We start from the raw sequence: 20,998 nt of genomic DNA, 5'->3' as shown, positions 1-20,998 counted from the left end.
CGAAGATATGTTCGTCCGCCATATGCAGCGACCGGCTGGGGCCAATCGCGTATTGGCCGACGCCGAGCTTTGCGCCGTCGGAATAAGCATCTGGATCTCTGGCGTCCGGCGGAGCGCTTCCACCCTGCATCTGCATGGCGCCATGATCCATGCCCTGCATTGAGCCCTGGTCCATGCCTTGCATTTTGCTGTGGTCCATGCCCTGCATTGAGCCCTGGTCCATGCCTTGCATCTTGCTGTGGTCCATGCCCTGCATTGAGCCCTGGTCCATGCCTTGCATCTTGCTGTGGTCCATGCCCTGCATCGAGCCCTGGTCCATGCCCTGCATCTTGCTGTGGTCCATGCCCTGCATTGAGCCTTGTCCTGCGCTCGGCGTTGAGCCCTGCTTCTTCGCGGTTGGGGCTGTCGCCTTCTGGGGGCGTGAATCCGGCGTTGCTTCGTTTGCCGGCGCACCATCGTTGTTTGAACTGTTGGGCGAATGCGAGTGCTGTGCCCACGCGGCGCTCATTCCTGCAGTGAGCAGGGCGGCGACTGCAATTCGTGTGTACTTGTACATGGGATCTGGTAGTCGGTTGAAGAGAGTCGGATCAGGCCACAAGTACTTCGCGGAACATCCCGGCATCCATGTGCAACATAAGGTGGCAGTGCCATGCCCAGCGGCCCAATGCGTCGGCGGTTACCAGGAAGCTGATCCGCTGCGCAGGTTGGACCGGAATGGTATGTCGCCGGGCCTGGAACGAACCGTCAGGCGACTCGAGCTCACTCCACATGCCGTGCAGGTGCATCGGGTGAGTCATCATCGTGTCGTTGTGCAGAATCACGCGCAGTCGTTCACCGTACTTGAAACGGACCGGTGTGGATTTGCCGTACTCAACACCATCGATTGACCAGGAGTAGCGTTCCATGTTGCCGGTGAGGTGCAGTTCAACTTCCCGAGCAGGACCGCGCTTGTCGAGGGGGCCGCCAATGGTATGTTGATCGGCCAGCGTCAGAACGCGGCGGCCGTTGTTACGCAGACCGATGCCAGGGTCGTCGAGATTCGTTCTGGCCATGTCCACGCGCATGTCCGTGTTCGCGCCATATTCGGTCTTGGCGTGCCGAGCCTTCGTGCTGGGGACCTTGAGCGAAGCATCCATGGCCATGCCGCCCATCGCGTGCTGGCTATGGTCCATGGTCATGGCCCCATGGTTCATGCCAGCCATGCTGCCTTGGTTCATGCCGCCCATGTCCATCTTGCTGTGGTCCATGCCACCCATGCCACCCATGCCACCCATCATGTCGCTCATGGTGAGCCACTCGGGCTTGTCCACGGCCGGCACCTGGGCGTTGAGTCCTGCGCGCACCGCGAGTGTGCCGCGGGCGTAGCCAGTGCGATCCATGGATTGGGAGAAGATCGTATAGGCGTCGTCTCGCGGTTCCACCAGCACGTCGTAGGTCTCGCCGGGACCAAAGCGGAACTCGTCAACGCTTACGGGTTCCAGGTTCTGGCCGTCGACTTGAATGACCTTGAGCTTCAGGCCGGGAATACGTACGTCATAGAACGTATTCCCGGACCCATTGATGAACCGCAGGCGTACCTTCTCACCGGGCTTGAACAAGCCAGTCCAATTGCCAGCGGGGGTAACGCCATTGGTCAGATAGGTCAGTGTGGCACCGGAAAGATCCGCCAGGTCGGTCGGATTCATCCGCATCTCGTTCCACATCTTGCGCTTCTCGAAAGCGCTCTTCACACCGTCGTTTGAAACGTCGCGGAAAAAATCGAAGACGGTGGGCTTGATGTAGTTGTAGTAGTCGCTCTGAACCTTCAGTTTCGACAGGACTCGCATGGGGTCCTCGTCGGTCCAGTCCGAGAGCAGAATGGTGTAGTCCCTGTCGGCTCGCACACCGTCCACGCCGGTGGCCGGATCAATCACGATGCCGCCATACACACCGGTCATTTCCTGGAAGCCGGAATGCGAGTGATACCAGTAGCTGCCGGTTTGTTCGACCTTGAACTGGTAGGTAAATGTCTCGCCGGGGGCGATACCGGCAAAGCTGATTCCCGGTACGCCGTCCATCTGGAACGGCAGGATGATGCCGTGCCAGTGGATTGACGTGTGCTCGTGCAAGCGGTTCGTGACGCGGATCGTCACGGTGTCGCCTTGCCGCCAGCGCAACGTCGGACCGGGAAGCATCCCATTGATAGTTGTCGCCACCCGCGGCGTACCGGTAAAGTTGACAACCGATTCGGCGATGACAAGGTCAAACTCCGTCCCCGTCAATACCGGGGCGGTGCCGGATGAAGCGCTTTCGGGGAGTCCCGATGATTGTGCCCACGCAGTTCCGCCCAAAGCACTCAGCCCCGCCATTACCCCGCCGGCGGCCAAACCTTGTACGAAACGGCGGCGTGGCAGGTTGGGCAGCAAGATGCCAGACAGTCGATCACGTCGCATGAAAATAGTCCTTTTCGCTTGAATGGCCGCTTCGGTTTTTGCGGCAGGTCAAAGAGTAGCGAGATGCTGGCTACCGACGACTTACCTGAACATTACATTCCGGACAGGTTGGGGTCACCTCGGTGCGTACTGGGTAGACTACGCCGAAGATAAAAATTTGTATTAACAAAACCCGGCCGATCGCGTTGGGAGGAGGTTGGGTAATGAAACTGCTGGTAGTGGAAGATGAAGTCAAGACGGGGGAGTATCTCCGGCAGGGCCTGACCGAGGCGGGGTTCGTGGTCGACCTGGTCGCCAATGGACTCGATGGTCAACACTTTGCGGTCAATGAAACCTACGATCTCATCATCCTCGATGTCATGCTGCCCGACGTCGACGGATGGCATATTCTGCATGCCATCCGCGCGTCAGGGAACGCGGTCCCGGTCTTGTTTCTGACGGCGCGAGACAGTGTTGCCGATCGCGTGCGAGGCCTCGAGCTCGGCGCGGATGACTATCTGGTCAAGCCATTTGCCTTTTCGGAGCTGCTTGCCAGGGTCAGGACGCTGCTGCGTCGAGGCGCGGTGCAACTAGCGATGGACCGGATTCAAGTGGCCGATCTGATTCTGGATCTGAGCCGGCGGCGAGCGTCTCGCGGTGGGCGACGCATCACGCTGACCAGTAAGGAATTCGCCTTGCTCGAGTTGTTTGCGCGTCGAAGGGGGGAGGTGCTTCCCCGATCCCTCATTGCCTCCCAGGTGTGGGACATGAACTTCGATAGCGATAGTAACGTGATCGACGTGGCGATCCGGCGCCTGCGGGCAAAAATCGATGACGGCTTTGAAGTAAAGCTGATCCAGACTGTGCGCGGCATGGGATACGTCCTCGAGGCACCTGAGGATCCTCTATGAGGCACCGTCTGTCCCTGACTGTTCGGCTGACCATCCTGTTCTCGCTTTCCTCCGCAGTGGTCCTGCTCGGACTTGGCGTGCTTATCTGGCTGGCGATGGACCGGCACTTCGCCAACGAAGATTTTGTGGTGCTGGGGGACAACATCCGTCTGATTGAACGCGTCGCGGATGAAACTCCTGTGGAACGTCTGCCTGCGCGCCTGCAGGAGTTGGTGGAGCACCATCCCGGCTTTGTCGCACGGGTGCAGACCGCGCAAGGCAAGACGATTTTTGCCACGCGGGATTTCGATTTCAGGCCGGCGGAGAGCGCTACGAACGAGGGGCCGAACTCCGAAGGCACCTTCGTGTGGCAGCAGGAAACCAAGCACTACCGCGGCATGCGAGCGGAGGTGCCCGTTTTAGGCTCGGATGTGGGCGCCTTGAAAGTGGTCGTCGGAATGGACACGGAGATTCATGCACACTTTATGCATGCCTTCCGCCGGTCCTTGGCTTTCTATACAACGCTCGCTGCTTTCGCTAGCGGCTTGCTGGGCTGGTGGGCTGCGCGCCGCGGTCTGGCGCCACTGCGCATGATGGCATCGCGCGCTAAAGATGTGACGGCGAACCGATTGGATGCGCGCATGCCGGTGGCCGCGGTGCCAGTCGAGATGGCGGATCTCGCGGCGACATTGAACGCGATGCTCGAGCGTCTGCAGAACGATTTTCAACGGTTGTCGGAATTTTCGTCAGATCTGGCGCACGAGTTGCGCACCCCGATTACCAACCTCATGACGCAGACACATGTCGTTCTGTCCCAGCCGCGTGACGCCGCAAAGTATCGCGATGTGCTGACCTCAAACGCCGAGGAATTGCAGCGTCTTGGACGGATGGTCTCGGATATGCTGTATCTGGCAAAAATGGAGCACGGCATCACGCTGCCCAATGAGGAGTCGATCGATATTGCCGATGAAGTGCTGGCACTCTTCGACTTCTACGACGCGCTGGCCGAGGACAAGGGGGTCAACCTGCAACTGCAGGGGAACGCCAAATTAGCGGGCGACCGTCTGATGATGCGTCGGGCGCTCAGCAACCTCTTATCCAATGCGCTGCGTTACACCGCGGAGGGTCGTCAGATCCTGGTGTCTGTACGGGAGCACGGAACTGATGCCATGATCGTGGTGGAGAATGAGGGCGAGGAAATCCGGCCGGATCTGCTTCCTTACATTTTTGATCGGTTTTTTCGGGCAGATAAGTCCAGGACGCGACTGGATTCGGACAGTGTCGGACTGGGACTGTCGATCACCAAGGCGATCGTGGTTGCGCATGGCGGAAAAATTGCCGCGGACTGTTCCGGCGGAAAAACCCGTTTCACCATGACGTTCCCGCATGGTCGCCTCGGACTGACCTGAGGCCCGCGCAAGGGCCTCGCGCACAGCAGCGCTGCCTGGGGTGGGCTGCCGTGCTGGTCAGCTTGCGCCGCGAGGCGGAAGCAAGTGACCCGATGGGCTTTCAAATCTTACTGCAGTGGAGGCAAGCGTTGCGTCGAATTAGATATGGAATCGTTGGGCTGGCGAGCTTATCGGGGCTTGTCGCTCACGCACACATCATCCCCATCCCGGACGTGCAACCTGCCGCGGCCGCCTATCTGGCGCCGGGCGCGTCGGGAAAGACATGGCCGGCGACGGAGTGGGTCGTGGAGGTGGACCGTCTCGACGGCCAGCCTGCGAGCCGTGCCGTCCGGACCGGTGAGTCGGTTTCGCTCAGCTTGCGAAACCTGGGTGAAAAAAGCATCGACGTCGCTGTCGTGCTATCGCAGAGCGAAGCCATGACGCCAATGGCGAATAGTCAGCCCGTGACGATTCATTTGCTTGCGGGGGAACGGCAGGAATGGAGAATGCAGGCAACGAGGCCGTTGCGGATTTTCGTTTCTGCATCCCCCGAGTGGGCGAAGTAGGGCGCGCAACGCGCCCTGGCAGCATCAGCCCCCTTCGCTGTGGCCCTTCCTGAGGGCTTCGTCGAGCCTGAAAATCTCGTTGCCCTTCATGATGATTTTCGTGCCATCCCTGGTCTCCATGACCTTGCCTTCCGGCATGTTCATGGACTTGCCGAACTTGTTCTCCATGCCCATCTTGCCGTCCTTGAAAACGTGCACCTTCGAGCCGTCCTGCAAATCGTAGGTTTTAACGACATTGCTCATATCGACCGCCGCCGCACTCAGCGATACGGCAGCAATGAAGGCTCCGACCATCAGTTTTTGTTTCATCGTTTAGATCTCCAGGTTATGGTCCTGCACTAGGGCGCATTGGGTCCACCATGTTGTGGAACAACAGGTTCAGTGGACCTTGTCTTCTTGTCATCTTCGCAACCCGCCTGTTGACTGTCCGGTGCAGATGCCGGCGTCGATCGGTCCGGCGGCTGGCTCGTCGCCTTCGGCGGCGTAACATGCTTCATCGAGTGATGCCGGGGATTGGCCGCCAACACCAATAGCTGGACCTCATCCCCGTCGTCGCGGCGTTCGGCCTTGATGCCATCAATGCCCAGTCCAGTCGGTGTCTCGGCAACCCATGCCAGTTGTATTGCCCACACCTGTCCCGGCACAAGGCAGATGGCTGCGCCAACGGACAAGAGGAGTGGCATGCCTGCTTTCATTCGCATCCTGACATTACAAGTAGCGGATGGGGCGTTCGAGAACTGTCTTTTCAATTTAATTTTATTCCCGGACCCGAGCAGCGGGCCGTATAGAGCGAAAATGTAATCCTCCCGAAAGATTGATGTTAACGAGGTAACACTGGCGGGGAAGAAATTGAAGATACAGTTTCATACGGTAATGAATACAAATCTTTTCCTGCGTTGATCGCGCCAATGCAAAGGCAAACGTCTGGAGCTTGGATTGGATATTGAAAAATTTAAGAGCATTGCATCGCTTCTGATGCGGTAATACTTGAAGCCGCTCTGAAAGAACTATGTCATGTGGCGGTTAGATTCCCGTCATTTAACGATTGGATGCGCATTCTTCGTGGATGCGCGTGGGCATTGCGGCGTGGCAGCGGATTTCACCTGTGGATTCAACCGGTCAACGCAACAGCTTGATGGAGTCGTTCAGCCGGCGTACCGAAGTTTAGTGTCTTGCGCGGGCGTTCATTGAGACGCCTCGCTACAGCATCGAACTTGATATCGGGTGCGTGCAGGCCTGCGCATTCGCAGCGGCGATGGTGGCCTCAGAAAGCCCCAGCACGCAAGGGAGATCTGTGCGCTGTGTGCCACGATTTGCGAAAGGTGCGAGAAGGAATGCAGCAAGCACGGTGCGTCGCATTGACTTGTCAGTTTTGCGGCGTCTGCAATGCGAGGGACTCAGTACGAGGAGTTAACCGGAAACTGTCGGGGGGATTACATTGAGATCCGGCGCGATCCTTAGGCCTCACTTGACGGTAGGATCTCGCTTGGCCTAGCCGACGACGCCATCGTTGGACACTAATGCGTCGCAGGGTGGCGGGAACGAAGCGTTTGGCGTGGACGTGGTGGCGAATGCGAATTACACTCATTTCCGAATGAATATCCGGGGTGCCTCCATGTTTTGCCGAGTTCTGAGCCGTTGGCCGATTGCACTGCTGCTGACGATCAGCGCGTTGTTCACGAACTTTGTCCACGCCGCGGAGGCCTTCGACGCCAAAGCCCGGCAGATTTGGCAACTCCTGGACTACGTCGCGGTTGACTACGGCGGTGCGGTGGACGATGGCAAGGTGCTCAATGGATCCGAATATGCGGAGATGCAGGAGTTTGCGGCCACAGCGGAGCGCCAACTGGGAGAGTTGCCTCAGGGTCCCGCCACTCAATCGCTACGCGAGCAGGCAGCGTCATTGCGCGAGGCAGTCGCGAACAAGGCCACAGCGGTTGCCGTGGCGCAAATCGCCCACGAACTCGCGGCCGCTGTACAGCGCGCGTACCCTTTTCCAGTGGCGCCTGCCAAAGTACCCGATCTAAGTCGGGGCGCTCAGCTGTTCCAGGCGCAGTGCGCAAGTTGCCATGGCGCGCAGGGGCGTGGTGATGGGCCGCTGGCTGCGACGCTCGATCCGAAGCCAACCGATCTGACCGATCATCTGCGCGCGCAGGAGCGAAGCCTCTTCGCGCTGCATCAAGTGCTCAGCAACGGTGTTACCGGCACCGCCATGCCAAGTTTCGGCGCGCTGCCAGACGACGACAGGTGGGCCACTGCCTTCTTTGTCGGGTCGCTGTCGTACACCGGTGATTTCGCGTGCCGAACTCTACGTCAGCGAGCCGTTTGCCGATCCGACGCTCCCTGCGTTCTCAGCGCAGATGAGACAGGTCGGGCATGATTTGCAAGACTCGACCGTTCGGTATCTTGCGACCAGATTTTCGTGGCAGGCTTAAGGAAACGTCCCTATGAATCCGGATATCTACCGCGCGCGCGAGGCCGAGGCGCAGGCCGCGCTGGACGCTGCGGCCGACTACCAACTCACAGCACACGCGACCGCGCGCGGCGCCTTGCGGGCTATTGATCTGGACGGTGCACAGGCTCTAATGGGCCAGTCTGGCGGATGGATTGCACTGGGCAACGCAGCTGCTGTCGACCTCGCTGGTAATCAGGCTGCCGCGGAATTTGCCGAGGCGCTGGCGCAGCGCGATGCGCCCGACCCCAACGACGATCCCTACGGCCGGAATTTGGGTCTGGACCGCGACGCGTGGCTGCGGGAAATGCTGCACCAGGCCGGCGGCCTTGTGGGCGGCTACCTGTAGGTAAAGGGCGCCGATGGACATACGAGTCGCCGCCCGTGGCCGACAGGATGGCAGCAATGCAGAAAATCTTCGTTGACGCGCTCGCTGCACGCCCCTTCATGCAGCTTGGCAATCGTGAGAAAACGCCCCTGTGACCGGAAGCGCCACGCCCGAGCGTGAGAACACGGGCCGATCTGGCATAATCCACGGCAAGGTTGCTTAGGTCAGGGGCGGTTGCGGGCAGTTCGACCCTGCTGGGTGCCTCATACCTGGTCTTTTATTTTCTCCTGCTGGTGGTGCTTGACTTCGTCAAGCTGCGCGGTATGACAAATATTAACTCGACATCAACTGGTGTCGGAAAGGCCGAAGGTGAAGGTATGGGCAAAAACTCTCTGGATTTCGTGAAGCTGTCTGTGTTGTCTGTGTTGGAAACGATTCACGGGCTGGGTATGAGTGCACTTGTGGCTGTAGCGCTGCCCTAAGCAACTTTGGCAAAAGCCGCCTCCGGGCGGCTTTTTTTTACGCCACCGCCTCCATGCCGATGGAACAGCAACCGTCAGGTGCCAACTCCGGCCACTTCAAAGATCTCAGCGAAGTTCTTGCGATCCCTGTCCTTGTCCTGAGTCGTCTCTGAATTGGCTTGGACTTGCGATGTGCGTCACGGACCCCGACAAGGGCAACGAAGGCATCTCCGCGATCTTTATCGATCTGGACAGCCCGGGAGTGACACTCGATACCGCCTGCGTGCCCATCACCGGCCAGTACGTGGACGCCGACATCATCCTCGACAATGTCCGCGTGCCACGCTGCAACTGCATCGGCGGCGAAGGCAACGGTTTCCGGCTTGCGATGAACCGGATCAGCCTCAACCGCCTATTGCACTGCCCGACCATGATCGGCCTGGCCCGCCAGGCGCTGCGCTTGTCCATTGACTACGCGAACACGCGCCGCCAGTTCGGCGGCCCGATCATGCGATTCCAGGCCATCCAGCACATGCTGGCGGACATGGCGTCCAGCCTGTTTGCCTGCGAGAGCATGGTGCTGGCTGCCGCGCGCCGTGCCGATGCAGGCAGTGACGTCCGCATGGAGGCGTCGATGTGCAAGCTCTTCGTCTCGGAAGCCTGCTTCCAGATCGCGGACAAGGCCGTGCAGATTCATGGCAACGTGGGTGTCACGAAGAACCATCCGGTCGAGTTCATCTTCCGCAGGCTCCGGCTATACCGCATCGTCACGGGAACCAGCGAAATCCAGCGTAACACGATCGCCAAGGAAATCCTGCAGAGGCATGGGTCTTGAATGCGCACGTGCAATCCTGATCGCGACGTCCACGCCAGCATCAAGCGGGGTCAACAGGCTGTTCGCCGAGAACCGCTTCGGCTGCGACCTCTGGATGCATGTCAACATACCGTGCGGTCATCCCACCCGAGATGCATCGCGCCGCAGGTTGCCGGAACTGCGAAGCGACCCGCGTTGCGCGTCAATCCTGCGAATCACTGGCCTCGTGGCTTGACTTGTCCAGTGCTTTCTAATATTTGCTTGCAACGTGCGTAATTGGTGCGACGGGATGCGCGGAGGGTGGCGGATTCTGTTCGGCGTCTCCCCGACTTGGTTGGGATTCAGGTACAGAGGCGTCTACGTCCGGAATGAGGGGAGTTCGGTCACGAACGTCTACCAACCAAATGGCCCCTAATGGCCGACAAGCGACCGCCTGCCGGCCGATGTAAAGGTCAGACTTCGGTTTGCTCTGCAATCTCCAAAGCGTCATCAACCTCAATGCCCAAATACCTGACGGTGCTCTCGAGCTTGGTATGACCGAGGAGCAGTTGGACGGCTCTTAAGTTCTTGGTCCGTCGGTAGATCAAAGAGACCTTCGTTCGCCGGATTGAATGCGTCCCATAAGCGGAGGTGTCCAGGCCGATCGAGGCTACCCACCGATGGACCAATCGGGCATATTGTCGGGTCGATATATGGGGCGAAGAATGCAAACGACTGGGGAAGAGAAAGTCGCCGCAGCTCAATCCCCGTGCATGTATCCAGGCCTGGAGGCATTCGCGAGTCGGGCCAGTAATCTCAAACTGCACCGGTCGATGGGTCTTTTGCTGCATGACCGTCGCACGCATGCCAACTTGTCTTCCTACGCTGACATCCTGAACGCGGAGACGGATCAGATCGCAAGCGCGCAGTTTGCTGTCGATGGCGAGGTTGAACATCGCCAAGTCTCTCGTGTTTGCGGTGAGCTGAAGGCGCGTACGGATGGCCCAGATCTCGGATAGCTTCAACGGAGGTTTCTGCCCCGTCAGTCTTCCCTTGTTCCACGGGTCGTGGTGGGTGACAGATGTTTGGGAGGTAGTCATGACTAGCTCCTAGAGTTGATGGGAGCCCATTTTGCGCTTGTGCCGGAGCCCCTCAAGTTGTGGGCGCTGGGCGCTAGTCCCACTCCACCTCCGAAACCAGTTCGGCCGAGACGACCCCTTCAACGCACATCTGGTAGAGCTTTCGGTAGCACAGCGGACATGGCGCACAGTCCAAGGCCTGGTTGCCTCCGATTTCGAAGTGCAGTTCGCGAATCCGGACGGGGCCCCCGCATTTGCAGACGAGAATCTGGGTATGGTCATCCATCGCTTATCTCCGTGGCAGAAGGGGATTGCAGCATGTGACGGCCGGAGGCTTCCTCGGATCAGCGAGATACTGATCGTCATGAGCGCGCGCCCGAAGGCACCGCAGGCTCCGAAGAGCCGAAGCATAGGACCAAAATTTTCGTGCGGGGGCAGCTTCGGATCTTGCCGATTCGTTGGTTGCCGAGACTCAATCGCCGAGTTCCTGTGCGGGACGCAGGGGGCGTCTCGGTGAGCGGGCCGTGACCGACCCTTCATATCACACCCGAAAGCAGCCATTCAGCGTGGTATCGTTGACCGCTTCGAGTCTTTGGGACCAAAGCAATATGGCCACGCTTGACCTCATCGGGGTTGCAATTCAGTTCAAGGATTGGGAAAAGCCATGGACGTTCTATTCGGTTGTGTTGGACCACATCTCACATGATTCCGACGACCGCGCCATTTTCGAGCGGATATGGGCAGAAGCGTGTCGTCCGGAACATTGGCAGTACGTCGACATTTCGAAATGCTCTGATGCGTGTGATCACGGGCTCGAGATTGGATTTTCATGGCTGCCCGAGGAGGCGCGTGTGCAGTTCGTGCGAGCAGCATCATTCCAATGGAAATGACGCGAAAACTCGGAAGGCCTTCGGTCGCCGGCGCTCGCGCGCAGCACCGTTACAGCAGGCGTTCTCCGGGCGGTTGAGAGCATCAGAGCTAGATAGGTACACAGATTGCTCTAAGCTTGCAGCCGAGCGCATCTTCGAGTTGCGATTCTTGCTCACCCGATAGGGTGCGTAGATTCGGATTCATCGCCTCAAGTACGAGCCGTCCAAATGCTGTCGGCCACAAATATCTGAGATCGTTCAATGAGACGGTAGCCTGACAGCAGCAGTCTTGACCAGCAGGTCAGGTAGTCTGCCCACAGCGAAATCATCCATCTTGGTCACCCACCAGTCTTCGATGTCCACATCGCAATTGGGACAAGCCACGCTAGACCAATTTGCTCCGGGGTGAAAAATTCGACGTCCTGCTTGAATAAGAACGTAATCTCATCGGCATTGGGAGCGAATTGCGAGAAGAGCGCGCGCGCAACTTCTGCTGCCAATTCAATCGGCCTGAACTCGGGGTCGAGGGGAACACGCCATGCCCGTCCGCTCATCACGAGGGAGTCAAAGCTCAAACGTCGGATCGCCCGCCCACGCGAGAAAGCTGCGCACGACAGTAGCCTCAGTTCCGTCACTGAACCGGATGATCATCGCGCCGTCTTCGTCGGCGACCGACTCCACGCCTGGCAGTGAACGTGTAAGGACCTTGGCCTCTTCGTCAACCGTATTCGGTGCGTCGCCATTGACAGGAGCCTCAATGATCTTAATCTGATCCACCGTCTGGTGGCTCACCGATCCGGTTTTCGTCATCGTCGCTGCGGCGACGCGGTGCCCCTTCGATGCCAGGTTGGCTCCCGCCAAGGTTCGCGAGTCGTTTGGCGGCTTCACGCTGGATCAAGGCCTTTAGCGCCTCGCGCACAAGTGCCGTTTTCTCTTCCAGCCCCGTATAGGCACGGGCCTTGGCCAGCAGTTCATCGTCAAGCGTAATCGTCGTACGCATAGGAATCTCCGCAAGTACCGGCACAGACTATAGCATCCAATGATGTCGATTTTGGTGCGCACTTACATTGGGAATGCGGGCGTTTTGCCACCACAGGCCTGCAAAATCGGTGTGTCCACTGCAGGCCAATTCTTGTCTGCCGCCGATACCTGTGGTCTGCGTTCTGTCTCCAGTCCGTGCCGCGCGGGCTCCGACGCTTGGAGCCGCCATGGCTGCAACCGTTCCGCCTGAGTCGCCTGCGACCGCGCCTGCACCTCGGCCACTTCGTTTCCTGCGCGCCGTGACGGCGTGCGCCAAGGCGGCCCCGGCGTGGCGCACGCCGTCACGGCGCGCTAAGCGGCCGTGCGGCAAGGTGTCGCTCCACCCACTGCGCCCAGGGCGCGTCGAGTTGGCCGGCCAGCGTGGCGAGTACCAGGCGGATGTCCAGGTGGTGACAATGCGTCAGCAACCGCTCGAGGACGGGACGGCGGACGGTGCGCAGCGCGCCGAGGACGAGCCGCATGCCTTCGGGCGAACTCATGGTGCAGTCGCTTACCAGTTCCAGGATCGCACGCTCGGGCACCGACACCCGTACCGCCGGATGGTGATCGGGCAGGGCAGTGATCCCGAAATCTGCCGGTAGGCGCCGATCGAACAGCGCGCACCCCTGGTAGGTATAGGCATAGACGGCGTCCACCCAACGCGGCAGGGTGGTGGGCGCCTCGCCCCAAGATGAGCCGTGGGCGCAGGGCCACGAAGTGTCGCACGCCCTGCCAGTCCAGCGCGGTGCGGCCGCCCACGTGCAGCCCCGGGCGTTGCCAGCAGAGCCAGGCTAACCATGGAGGTGGAAGTCGTATTCGCAGCATTGCCGGAGGGGGCAGTCATCGGAAGGTGTTCGAAGCGGCCCTGCGAAGGGCAAGTACCGGGGGGCTCGGCTCAATTATCCACTTCTCTCACGGATTTCATCCCCGGGCCCGGTTTACTGGGAAATCGTTCAACGAAGACATTCGCGTGCGGGGCAATGACGCGATTGGGTTTGGCACTCCTTGGTGGGAAGAGGGGGTGGAGAGAACCATCCCGACGCTGTGTGTACCGAGCACGGTGTATATATCGACGATATCCTCGTAATTGACCACGGTGTCCTCGTTGCCCCAGGAGAGTTGAGCGATGCGGACGAGTTGCTAGCTAGTTCGTGATCTATGGTTGCTAGGAGACATCTATGACAGGTATTCATCTCAGGACGCGACTGTGCGAGCTGCTCGATATCAACTACCCCATTTGTCTCGCAGGGATGGGATCTCAAGGTCGTGCAACGCCTCCGGCCCTTGTCGCCGCGGTGTCGGAAGCCGGAGGATTGGGCGTTATCGGTGCCGCAGGACTATCGCCTTCGCGGCTACGTGCAGTCATCCGAGAGGCTCGCGCGTTGACGGCTAAGCCCATTGGCGTCAACCTTGTATTGCCACAAGCCGCTGCGAAGGCCGAGCTGGATAGGGACAGGATCCGGCGAGAGATTATTGAACAGTTCCCTGAGCATGCCGCTTTCGTGCGTGAATTGGCAAAAGGCTTCGGACTTGAACTAGTGGAGCTAGATGGTCGCATTGCCGTGTCTGGCGCGGCGACTGCAGATGGCACAGATGCGGACCTTCGTGGCTCGCGCGCTGACTTGACGCGAAGCTTGATCGACGCGGTTCTAGAGGAAGATGTCCAGGTCTTCGCAGGGGCGGTCGGTGACCTGAAGCTCATCGCGGGGCCTGCGCACGAGAAGCGGATGCTCGTTATGGGACTAGCCACTGGCACGAAGCAAGCTAAAAGCTAGGCGCTCGCCGGCGCAGATCTCCTCATTGCCCAAGGACTGGAGGCCGGCGGCCATGTGGGGCGAATTCCGAATTTTGCGCTGCTTCCTGATGTCATCGATTCTGTTTCTGTCCCCGTCATTGCGGCGGGAGGCATCAGCGATGGCCGGGGCATCGCTGCATCTTTGGCGTTTGGGGCCGTTGGAGTTTGGATGGGAACTGCGTTCCTGGTTGCCGAGGAATGCAATATTCCCGGCGAACATAAGTCCCAGATTCTTGAAGGGCGGCTGGAGGATTTCCGCAGTGACCGGATCTACTCTGGAAGTCCCATGCGCGGATTCCGGAAAGCCACGATCAAGGCTTGGGAGGACTCTGGATTGGAGCCGCTCGCAAATCCGTACCAGAAGGTCTTGATGGATGACTTCAATGCAGCGGCAGCAGCGGCCAGTCGCTGGGACCTGCACAGCAATCCTAGTGGCGTCGGAGGAGGGCTACTGACAGAGGCGAGGCCAGCGCGAGCGATCGTCGCCGAGCTTGTGAATCGCGCTTCGGAGTCAATCTCACGACTGGCCGCCAGTATTTGACAGGCTGGATTGCTATGTGGCGAGGGCGTTCAATCCAAGGATGGCGCTTGCCTCGGCAATAGTTGCCACTGGACGCTCATACTCTTCGCAAAGCGCTTCAATTTGGCGGACTAGGGCAGCGTTTGAAGGGGCGAGAACATCTCGGTCTAGGCGAACGTTGTCCTCAAGACCTGTGCGGCAATGTCCACCCAGTTCGAGCGGCCATCGTGCCATAGTAATTTGGTCTCGCCCAATACCAGCTCCTGTCCAGGTCGCGTTGGGGGAAAGCCTACGCAGCGTCGCCACATAGAACTCCAGGACCTCTCGGTCGACGGGCATTGCGTTCTTGAGGCCCATCACGAATTGGACGTGGAGTTCTCCAGCGATCTTGCCGACCCGCTGCATGTTGGCGGCCTGGAAGATCATCGATAAGTCGAAGGCTTCCACTTCGGGCTTGACGTCGTGCGTCAGTATTTCAGCGGCGAGCCAATCTACCAGTTCTGGCGCGTTGTCGTAGACCCGGGTCGGGAAATTAACTGAGCCCGTGGCACCACGAACAAGGCATACCGCTTGCCCCATGGCAGCCGAAACTCGGCGAAATCAACTTGCGCCTGCCGTCCGGGCGGCGTCTCGAAACGCACGACTGGGCATGAACTGCTGCAGCGGCTCGAGGTGTCACAGTCTGCAGCTTTGGCTGACCGGGATGCGGTACTCGCGTGGCGCGCCAGTAGGGGGGGGCGGCGTGGCCGACTTCAAATTCCTAACAACTTTGTCTTCATTTGCCAAATGGCTCGTGCCCGAAAGTGGGAGTGAATGGCGTTGGCTACGGATTCCTTGCAGCAACCTACACGTCTAGTGGGGTTACAGCAATCGAAATCCCGTCACCAGAGAATCCAGTTTCTCCACGGACTCGTTGACGTTCAAAGCCGCCCGCAAAATGCGGGTGTCCACTGCAGGATAATTCGTCTTATCTGCTATCGTAAATCGGCCGACACCTGCGGCCCGCGTGCTGCCTCCCGCCTCTGCCGTGCCCTCTCCGATACCTGGAGCTGCCATGGCCATGTTCTCGTCCCTTTCCCCTGACTCTGCGCCCGCGCCGCCACATGGCCCCCATAGTCCCCGCGGCCGCTATAGCGTGGTGCGCCCGCGCCTGCACCGCGGCCACTTCGCCTTCCTGCGTGCGGTGGCGCAGGGGCTGTCCGCGCGCGCCATGTGGGCGCGCTACCTCGCCGACGCGGGCGCCTTCGACGACGGCCCGCGCATGCACCGCATGACCGGCTGGATCCGGGCCGAACTCGGGGCGGCGGCCGCGCGTGGCGGCGACTTCGCCCGCGCCCGGCTGCTGCGGCTCGATCTCGCGCCACCTGGCGCCTCGCCGCTGCCGTCGCTGGCCGATTTTGTGCGAGCCGCAGGCCTCGATGGGTTCGCGGAAGCCGAGCAACTGAGTGCCTATGAGGCCGCCTTTGGCCCGGCGTTGGCCCGTCAGCGCCGCCGCAAGGCGTTGCTGCACCGCCAGCTCGACGCGATCCACACACTCGAAGCGCAGGTCGCCCAGCCGGTGTCGCCGGCGGACGGCTGCGAGGCCTGGCTGGTCGAGGCGGTGGCGGCGCGCCTGCATCGTGCTGGCCTGATCACGTTGGGCGATCTGGTGATGTTCATGCAGGCGCGCGGACCGCACTGGTGGCGTCCCTTACGCGGCATCGGGGCGCGCAAGGCGCACGCGATCACCGTGTTCCTGCGTGCCCACGCCGACACGCTCGGCGCCGTGCCGGCGTCCGACCCGAACGAACCGGACGCGATCGACGCGGTGGGTGCGTCAACCCAGGCGAGGGCGGGACCTGCGGAGCCCGTCAGCCCCTGGCTGCCGCTCGAGCGCTTTACGCCTTCGGCTGATCTGGATGGACGCACCGGTACCTACCGTTGCCCGCGCACGCAGTGTCGGCTGGCGGCGGACAACGACCGGGATGCGATCCTCGCGTGGCTCGCCAGCAAGGGCGATGGTGCGGTGGACGTGGAGGGGGCGGAAGGGGCTCTGAACGCGACGCAGCGGGCCTACCGCAAGGAGGCCGAGCGCTTTCTGCTGTGGGCGGTGCTCGCCCGGGGCCGCGCGCTGTCCTCCGTCACGATCGAGGACGCGGTGGCCTACCGGGACTTCCTGCTGGCGCCGCCGGCCGACTGGTGCAGCGCGCACACCGAGCCGCGCTGGAGTGCGCGCTGGCGGCCGCTGGCCGGGCCCCTGTCTGCCGCCTCCTGCGCCTATGCGTTGGGCGTGCTGGGTAACCTGTTTGCGTTTCTGGGCGCGCAGGGCTATCTGAGCGGCAATCCGTGGCGCGCGGTGCGCGCCCCACGTACCGTGGTCACGGGGCTCGATCCCGGGCGCGGCTTCACGGCAGACCAGTGGTCCCTCCTGGTGCGCGTGTTGGCGGCGCTGCCGCCCACCTCGGTCAACCAGCGACTGCAGTTCGCACTGCCCTTGCTGTACGACACCGGCCTGCGCCTGTCTGAACTCGTGGCCGCGACCACCGACGATCTGCGGCAGGAAGGGCTGGCGGGGCAGGGGGGAACCCTGGGGTGGGACGGCTGGTGGCTGCAGGTGGTGGGCAAGGGCGGCCGCCTGCGCGAGGTGCCGCTGCCGGCGACCCTGATGCGGCAGTTGGCCGAGTACCTGATGACACGGTGCCTGCCCGGTGACCCGCGGCAGGCCGGTGGCGCCGCGTTGCTGGGCGGGGCAACCGATCTGGCCCTCCGTGTGCCGTGGGCCAATCGGCGGACCGTCGATCCGGCCGCGCCGATTGCGGCGAGCACCTTTCATCGACAGATCAAGGCGTTCTTTCGGGGCTGCGCGCAATCCCTCGCGGTCGCGGATCCACCGGCCGCCCGATGCCTGGAGCGCGCCAGTACCCACTGGCTGCGGCATACCCACGCCTCGCATGCGCTTGCCGCCGGGGTGCCGGTCGAGGTCGTGCAGCAGAACCTCGGGCATCGATCGCTGGCCACCACCACGCGCTATGTGCGCACCGAGGCGGCGGCGCGCCGAGCGGCCATGGCGCATTTTTGGGCCGCGCAGTCTACCCAGCGCCCCTGAAGCGGTACCACCGCGCGGACGTCAACGCATGTCGCCCGTCACAACGATGGGAGCGGGCGGCCGTTTAGGGCTCGCAAGATGATGGCATGTGGGGTTTATTGCGGCGCAGCGTTTTCCTGCGGCTCTCCTGCCTGTTTCCGGCGCAATAGTGGTGCCGTGCAGTGGTCCAGGTCGACGCGGCGGCGTCCCTGTGGGCGTGCGTTGGGCACTCCGCATGCTCGTGTGAGATTTCATTGCGCGCCGCATGCCGCGCCTGACAAGGCGTACAAGGTTGTATACGACAGCAGTTTATTTTTTAAAACTATTTGTATCGAAGTTCGGTTTTTGTTTAAAGATTAAAATCGATACAACGAAATTACGTTTTACTGTTACGCACAAAAAATCGCCGGCATGGAAATGCCGGCGATTTTTTCTTGCTATCGCAAAAATGAAGCCTAATCTGAATCGAAATTCTGAACGCCTGTGTCGCCGTCGCGAGCTCCACACTCACGACACCGATTCCGGCATGCGTGCGACTTGGTCGCCAGCTTCTTCTTACTCAACCGTGACAGGCTCAGTATGGAAGACGGTTCGGCCCAGGTCAAGGGAACTTTTTCCCCAAAAAAAGGCGACGTTTACGACGTCGCGACCTGGAAAGGAGCCGCCATCATGCCCAGCGAACACGCTCACCGCTCAGCGACAGATCCTTGGGGCACCCTGCGATGGGTGCCCACGGACTGGGACCGAAGCGCGGCCCCAGCGTCCAGCTATGTTGGCCATTGGTTTTCGCCCACCATGGGTCGGGGTATGTGGCTGCGTGGCCGTCCCGCGCTGGATCTGGTAGGACTCTTCGAGGCTATGGCAGTGCTCGGCCTGATCCAGCGTTATCAGGCGCATCCCGGCCGGATTGAATGGGGCGACACGGTCCACTGCCAGCAATGCCCGGTGACTTTTCTCCTCGAGCGTGTCGAGCGCCCCGACTGTTTGGTCGTGGCGACGCCTCGCCACTGCACTCGGGAGCTGCCGAATCCACTGGTGCTCGATGATGCCGACCAGACGCGCTTGTTCGATCGGATCCAGGTCCGTGCGGCGCAGATCCTGCCTACCGTGCGCAAGGCCATGACGCCTTCGCGCGTTGCGCGACTCGGGACCGATCCCACCTTGCAGCCGCTTGCCGAAACCGTGCGGAAAATTGCCCACGCGCTGCTTCCGTAGCCAATACGGCAAACCACTGACGATGCCACCCCGCAGGGGCGTGCGACAGCGGACATTCACCCCAATAATGGCGCCCGATAACGGCAGCACGCCACCTTCTCGCGTTTGCGGCTAGCGCTCGTGCTCGCATTAGGGGGCGAGATTGAAGCATGTAACGCAGGTACAGCGTCCCTGCATCGGAGACCGTTCATGTCGTCTACCCTCAGTCCCGGTTCCCTCTATCACTACCAGGGTCGGCAATACCAGTTGGAGGCGGTACTGGGCGAGTCCGAGTTGTTGGGGCGAGACCTGGAGTCGGGCGCACGGGCGGTGCATCCGATCGACGCGCATCCCGGATGGGCTCGCCCTGCCACAGGCCGCACGCATCACGCACGACGCGTGGGCGGTGCCGTCCAGCGCAAGGAGACCTTGCGCGTGCACATGTATCTGAAGGGCGTCGCGCAATGCAATGTCGGCTTCTTGCCCAACGCGGACACGCAACGGGCCATTGACCAGATTGCCGCCAAGCTTGAGGATCCGTCGCCGCCATCGAACCATACCCTCTACGATTGGGCCCGAAAGTGGTGGAGATCAGGTGGCGTCTCTGAGGGCATCGCTTCACGTTCGCACGAGCGCGGTGGTAAGGGAGGCAGCCGCTTGCACCCCGCGTGCGAAGCGTTGATCCAGGCCGAAATCGACAAACTGCTCACGCCACGAGACTCCAAACTGCGCCAAGAGTCGATAACCGAAGTGCTGGGACGCATCAACGAGCGGATACGGGCCCATAACGCCGAAGGGTTGGCTCTCGGGGTCGAGGCAGACTGGCCCCTGGTTTCGTCTGCGACCTTTTATCGGCGATATGCGCTACGCCCCGAGTATGACAAGGTCCGCGCCAAGTACGGAAAGGCTTATGCTGATCGCTTGTTTCAAATGTCGCAACACGATCCAGCCACGGATCCTGAGCGCGCATTGCAACTGGGTGAGTTGGATCACACGACGCTGAACGTCATCGTGCGCGACGCGCTGACTGGGGAGCGAATCGGCAGGCCCACACTCACCGCCCTCATATGCGTGACGACGCGGATGGTGCCCGGCTGGCAGATTGGTCTGCGCCCCCCGCGTACCGACGCGGTTCTGCAGACGCTGCGCCACGCCATGCTGGACAAGACCCCAAAGGATGCGGCGGTCATCGCAGAACTTGGCGTCAATCCATGTCAGGGCTTGATCGAGTTCTGGCGCACCGATCGTGCCAGCGAGATGAAAACTCCCGAGGTCGAGAAGGCGTGCGATACCCTGCTGATTGCCTACGAGCTTTGTCCCGCAAGGCGTCCGGAACTCAAGCCCCATATCGAACGGTTCTTCAAGACGGTCAAGGAAACGTTTATAGCTACTCTGCCGGGCGCCACGCTATCGATCCGCATCCGAGGCAAGGAGGTCGAGGTTAAGGACACGGGACTCACGCTGGAAGAGCTCCAGCGTGAGTTCGAGCGGTGGTTGAACCGGGTCTATGCGCAGATGCCGCATGAGGGTCTATACAAGGCGTCGCCGCTCACGGCGTGGCAACGCTGCTGCCGGCTACATCCCCCGCAGCCGGTAGGGGCGGCAGCGGTGATCCACGCAACCCGGCCGACCGATCAATACAGCCTGAGCAAGAGTGGGTTGCGGATGTTTGGCAACCAGCGCTACGCTAGCCGTGAGCTCAATACCTGGCGTCATCAGTATGGGGCGAAACTGAAGGTAGTCGTGCGGGTGGATACCGAGGATATTGGCCATGTCTGGGTCGAACACCCCGGCACTGGACTCGAATACGAAGTATCCAATGTCTGCCCCACCTACGCCAAAGGGGTCACGCTCAAGGCGCACGACCTGGCCCGCAAGTTGAAGCTCTTTCGCAACCGCGATCTGGCGCAGGAGCGTGATGCCAGCAAGGCGCGTGCCGACCTCGCAGCAGTGCTCGCCGACCTGGCAGCCAGCCCGCGCATGCGCGACAGGCAGCGCGCAGCCGCAGCACGGCCTACGTCTCCAAAGGCGCACGACGTTCCGCCCTCCGCCGCGTCTACGCGGACCCCGGGGTCGGACGACGTCCCCTTCGATGCGGCCGATCTCGGCGACGAGTTGCAGACGGTCGACGGATCGACCAGTCATCTACGATGACGATGTGGGGCCAC

At 60.9% G+C, this 20,998-nt stretch carries 17 protein-coding genes and 4 pseudogenes; 12 read left to right on the top strand and 9 right to left on the bottom strand.

Going from position 1 to position 20,998, the window contains the following annotated elements:
* Together WD006_RS14585 and WD006_RS14580 are read right to left on the bottom strand one after the other, a co-directional pair.
* A pseudogene (locus WD006_RS14585) lies at window positions 1-556 on the bottom strand (copper resistance protein B); the annotation flags it as partial.
* Between the two features lie 31 nt (window positions 557-587).
* On the bottom strand, window positions 588-2,432 hold the full coding sequence (locus WD006_RS14580) for a copper resistance system multicopper oxidase (protein WP_011229403.1): 1,845 nt from the start codon (window positions 2,430-2,432) through the stop codon (window positions 588-590).
* Between the two features lie 203 nt (window positions 2,433-2,635).
* Between WD006_RS14580 and WD006_RS14575 the strand changes: the two genes are divergently transcribed.
* From WD006_RS14575 to WD006_RS14565, 3 genes are read left to right on the top strand one after another with little or no spacing between them, the layout of a single operon-like run.
* Entirely contained in the window at window positions 2,636-3,322 is a 687-nt protein-coding gene (locus WD006_RS14575; RefSeq protein WP_008652575.1) for a heavy metal response regulator transcription factor, read from the top strand.
* Window positions 3,319-4,710, top strand: coding sequence for a heavy metal sensor histidine kinase (locus WD006_RS14570; RefSeq protein WP_008652574.1), 1,392 nt, complete (start codon window positions 3,319-3,321; stop codon window positions 4,708-4,710). Before WD006_RS14575 ends, WD006_RS14570 begins: the two co-directional genes overlap by 4 nt.
* 50 nt (window positions 4,711-4,760) lie before the next feature.
* A complete protein-coding gene (locus WD006_RS14565; protein ID WP_011514844.1) occupies window positions 4,761-5,255 on the top strand; it encodes a hypothetical protein in 495 nt (164 codons plus the stop codon).
* Window positions 5,256-5,279: 24 nt separating this feature from the next.
* Here the strand turns inward: WD006_RS14565 and copK are convergent, their stop codons facing one another.
* Both copK and WD006_RS14555 read right to left on the bottom strand, forming a co-directional pair.
* Window positions 5,280-5,564, bottom strand: a complete 285-nt coding sequence (gene copK / locus WD006_RS14560; RefSeq protein WP_008652571.1) for a periplasmic Cu(I)/Cu(II)-binding protein CopK — start codon at window positions 5,562-5,564, stop codon at window positions 5,280-5,282.
* 29 nt (window positions 5,565-5,593) lie between these two features.
* Window positions 5,594-5,950, bottom strand: a complete 357-nt coding sequence (locus tag WD006_RS14555; RefSeq protein WP_128646544.1) for a Cu(II)/Cu(I) resistance protein CopM — start codon at window positions 5,948-5,950, stop codon at window positions 5,594-5,596.
* Between the two features lie 860 nt (window positions 5,951-6,810).
* Here WD006_RS14555 and WD006_RS14550 point away from each other — a divergent pair.
* The 3 genes and pseudogenes from WD006_RS14550 to WD006_RS14540 form a co-directional block, all read left to right on the top strand.
* Window positions 6,811-7,635: a c-type cytochrome gene (locus WD006_RS14550; protein WP_227461555.1), complete on the top strand. Its 825-nt coding sequence runs from the start codon at window positions 6,811-6,813 to the stop codon at window positions 7,633-7,635.
* A gap of 67 nt (window positions 7,636-7,702) precedes the next feature.
* Window positions 7,703-8,056 (top strand): hypothetical protein, encoded by a 354-nt coding sequence (locus tag WD006_RS14545; RefSeq protein WP_008652569.1) that lies wholly within the window; start codon window positions 7,703-7,705, stop codon window positions 8,054-8,056.
* A gap of 624 nt (window positions 8,057-8,680) precedes the next feature.
* Window positions 8,681-9,331, top strand: a pseudogene (locus WD006_RS14540) (acyl-CoA dehydrogenase family protein); the annotation flags it as partial.
* A 431-nt stretch (window positions 9,332-9,762) separates the two neighbouring features.
* On the opposite strand, the gene WD006_RS14535 reads toward WD006_RS14540, so the two are convergent.
* The gene (locus tag WD006_RS14535) at window positions 9,763-10,389 is read right to left on the bottom strand and encodes a tyrosine-type recombinase/integrase (protein ID WP_008652562.1); all 627 of its coding nucleotides are present in this window, start codon (window positions 10,387-10,389) and stop codon (window positions 9,763-9,765) included.
* Window positions 10,390-10,976: 587 nt separating this feature from the next.
* Here WD006_RS14535 and WD006_RS14530 point away from each other — a divergent pair.
* Window positions 10,977-11,258, top strand: a complete 282-nt coding sequence (locus WD006_RS14530) for a hypothetical protein (protein WP_008652558.1) — start codon at window positions 10,977-10,979, stop codon at window positions 11,256-11,258.
* 543 nt (window positions 11,259-11,801) lie between these two features.
* On the opposite strand, the gene WD006_RS14525 is transcribed toward WD006_RS14530, so the two are convergent.
* The 3 genes and pseudogenes from WD006_RS14525 to WD006_RS14515 all read right to left on the bottom strand — a co-directional run.
* Window positions 11,802-12,047 (bottom strand): cytochrome c1, encoded by a 246-nt coding sequence (locus tag WD006_RS14525; RefSeq protein ID WP_223277379.1) that lies wholly within the window; start codon window positions 12,045-12,047, stop codon window positions 11,802-11,804.
* The gene (locus WD006_RS14520; RefSeq protein ID WP_008652555.1) at window positions 12,001-12,237 is read right to left on the bottom strand and encodes a type II toxin-antitoxin system VapB family antitoxin; all 237 of its coding nucleotides are present in this window, start codon (window positions 12,235-12,237) and stop codon (window positions 12,001-12,003) included. The genes WD006_RS14525 and WD006_RS14520 overlap by 47 nt, the downstream gene beginning before the upstream one ends.
* Before the next feature lie 322 nt (window positions 12,238-12,559).
* Window positions 12,560-12,934, bottom strand: a pseudogene (locus tag WD006_RS14515) (type IV toxin-antitoxin system AbiEi family antitoxin domain-containing protein); the annotation flags it as partial.
* 501 nt (window positions 12,935-13,435) lie between these two features.
* On the opposite strand from WD006_RS14515, the gene WD006_RS14510 reads away from it, so the two are divergent.
* Window positions 13,436-14,032, top strand: coding sequence for a nitronate monooxygenase (locus WD006_RS14510; RefSeq protein ID WP_017511943.1), 597 nt, complete (start codon window positions 13,436-13,438; stop codon window positions 14,030-14,032).
* An 18-nt stretch (window positions 14,033-14,050) separates the two neighbouring features.
* Window positions 14,051-14,593, top strand: a pseudogene (locus WD006_RS14505) (NAD(P)H-dependent flavin oxidoreductase); the annotation flags it as partial.
* Between the two features lie 12 nt (window positions 14,594-14,605).
* On the opposite strand, the gene WD006_RS14500 reads toward WD006_RS14505, so the two are convergent.
* Window positions 14,606-15,151, bottom strand: a complete 546-nt coding sequence (locus tag WD006_RS14500) for a 3-keto-5-aminohexanoate cleavage protein (RefSeq protein WP_017515406.1) — start codon at window positions 15,149-15,151, stop codon at window positions 14,606-14,608.
* Between the two features lie 475 nt (window positions 15,152-15,626).
* Here WD006_RS14500 and WD006_RS14495 point away from each other — a divergent pair, with 475 nt between their 5' ends.
* The 3 genes from WD006_RS14495 to WD006_RS14485 all read left to right on the top strand — a co-directional run bounded on the left by WD006_RS14495 (window position 15,627) and on the right by WD006_RS14485 (window position 20,984).
* Window positions 15,627-17,657 (top strand): phage integrase family protein, encoded by a 2,031-nt coding sequence (locus WD006_RS14495; protein WP_231108954.1) that lies wholly within the window; start codon window positions 15,627-15,629, stop codon window positions 17,655-17,657.
* Window positions 17,658-18,173: 516 nt separating this feature from the next.
* Window positions 18,174-18,851, top strand: coding sequence for a hypothetical protein (locus WD006_RS14490; protein ID WP_133258068.1), 678 nt, complete (start codon window positions 18,174-18,176; stop codon window positions 18,849-18,851).
* Window positions 18,852-19,040: 189 nt separating this feature from the next.
* On the top strand, window positions 19,041-20,984 hold the full coding sequence (locus tag WD006_RS14485; protein ID WP_375199009.1) for a Mu transposase C-terminal domain-containing protein: 1,944 nt from the start codon (window positions 19,041-19,043) through the stop codon (window positions 20,982-20,984).
* Window positions 20,985-20,998: the final 14 nt, after the last annotated feature.

The organism is Cupriavidus sp. Met-2, from assembly GCF_049843575.1.
Classification (GTDB): domain Bacteria; phylum Pseudomonadota; class Gammaproteobacteria; order Burkholderiales; family Burkholderiaceae; genus Cupriavidus; species Cupriavidus metallidurans.
The sequence above is the reverse complement of the archived record's forward strand: the minus strand, read 5'-3'. Positions and strand labels throughout refer to the sequence as shown.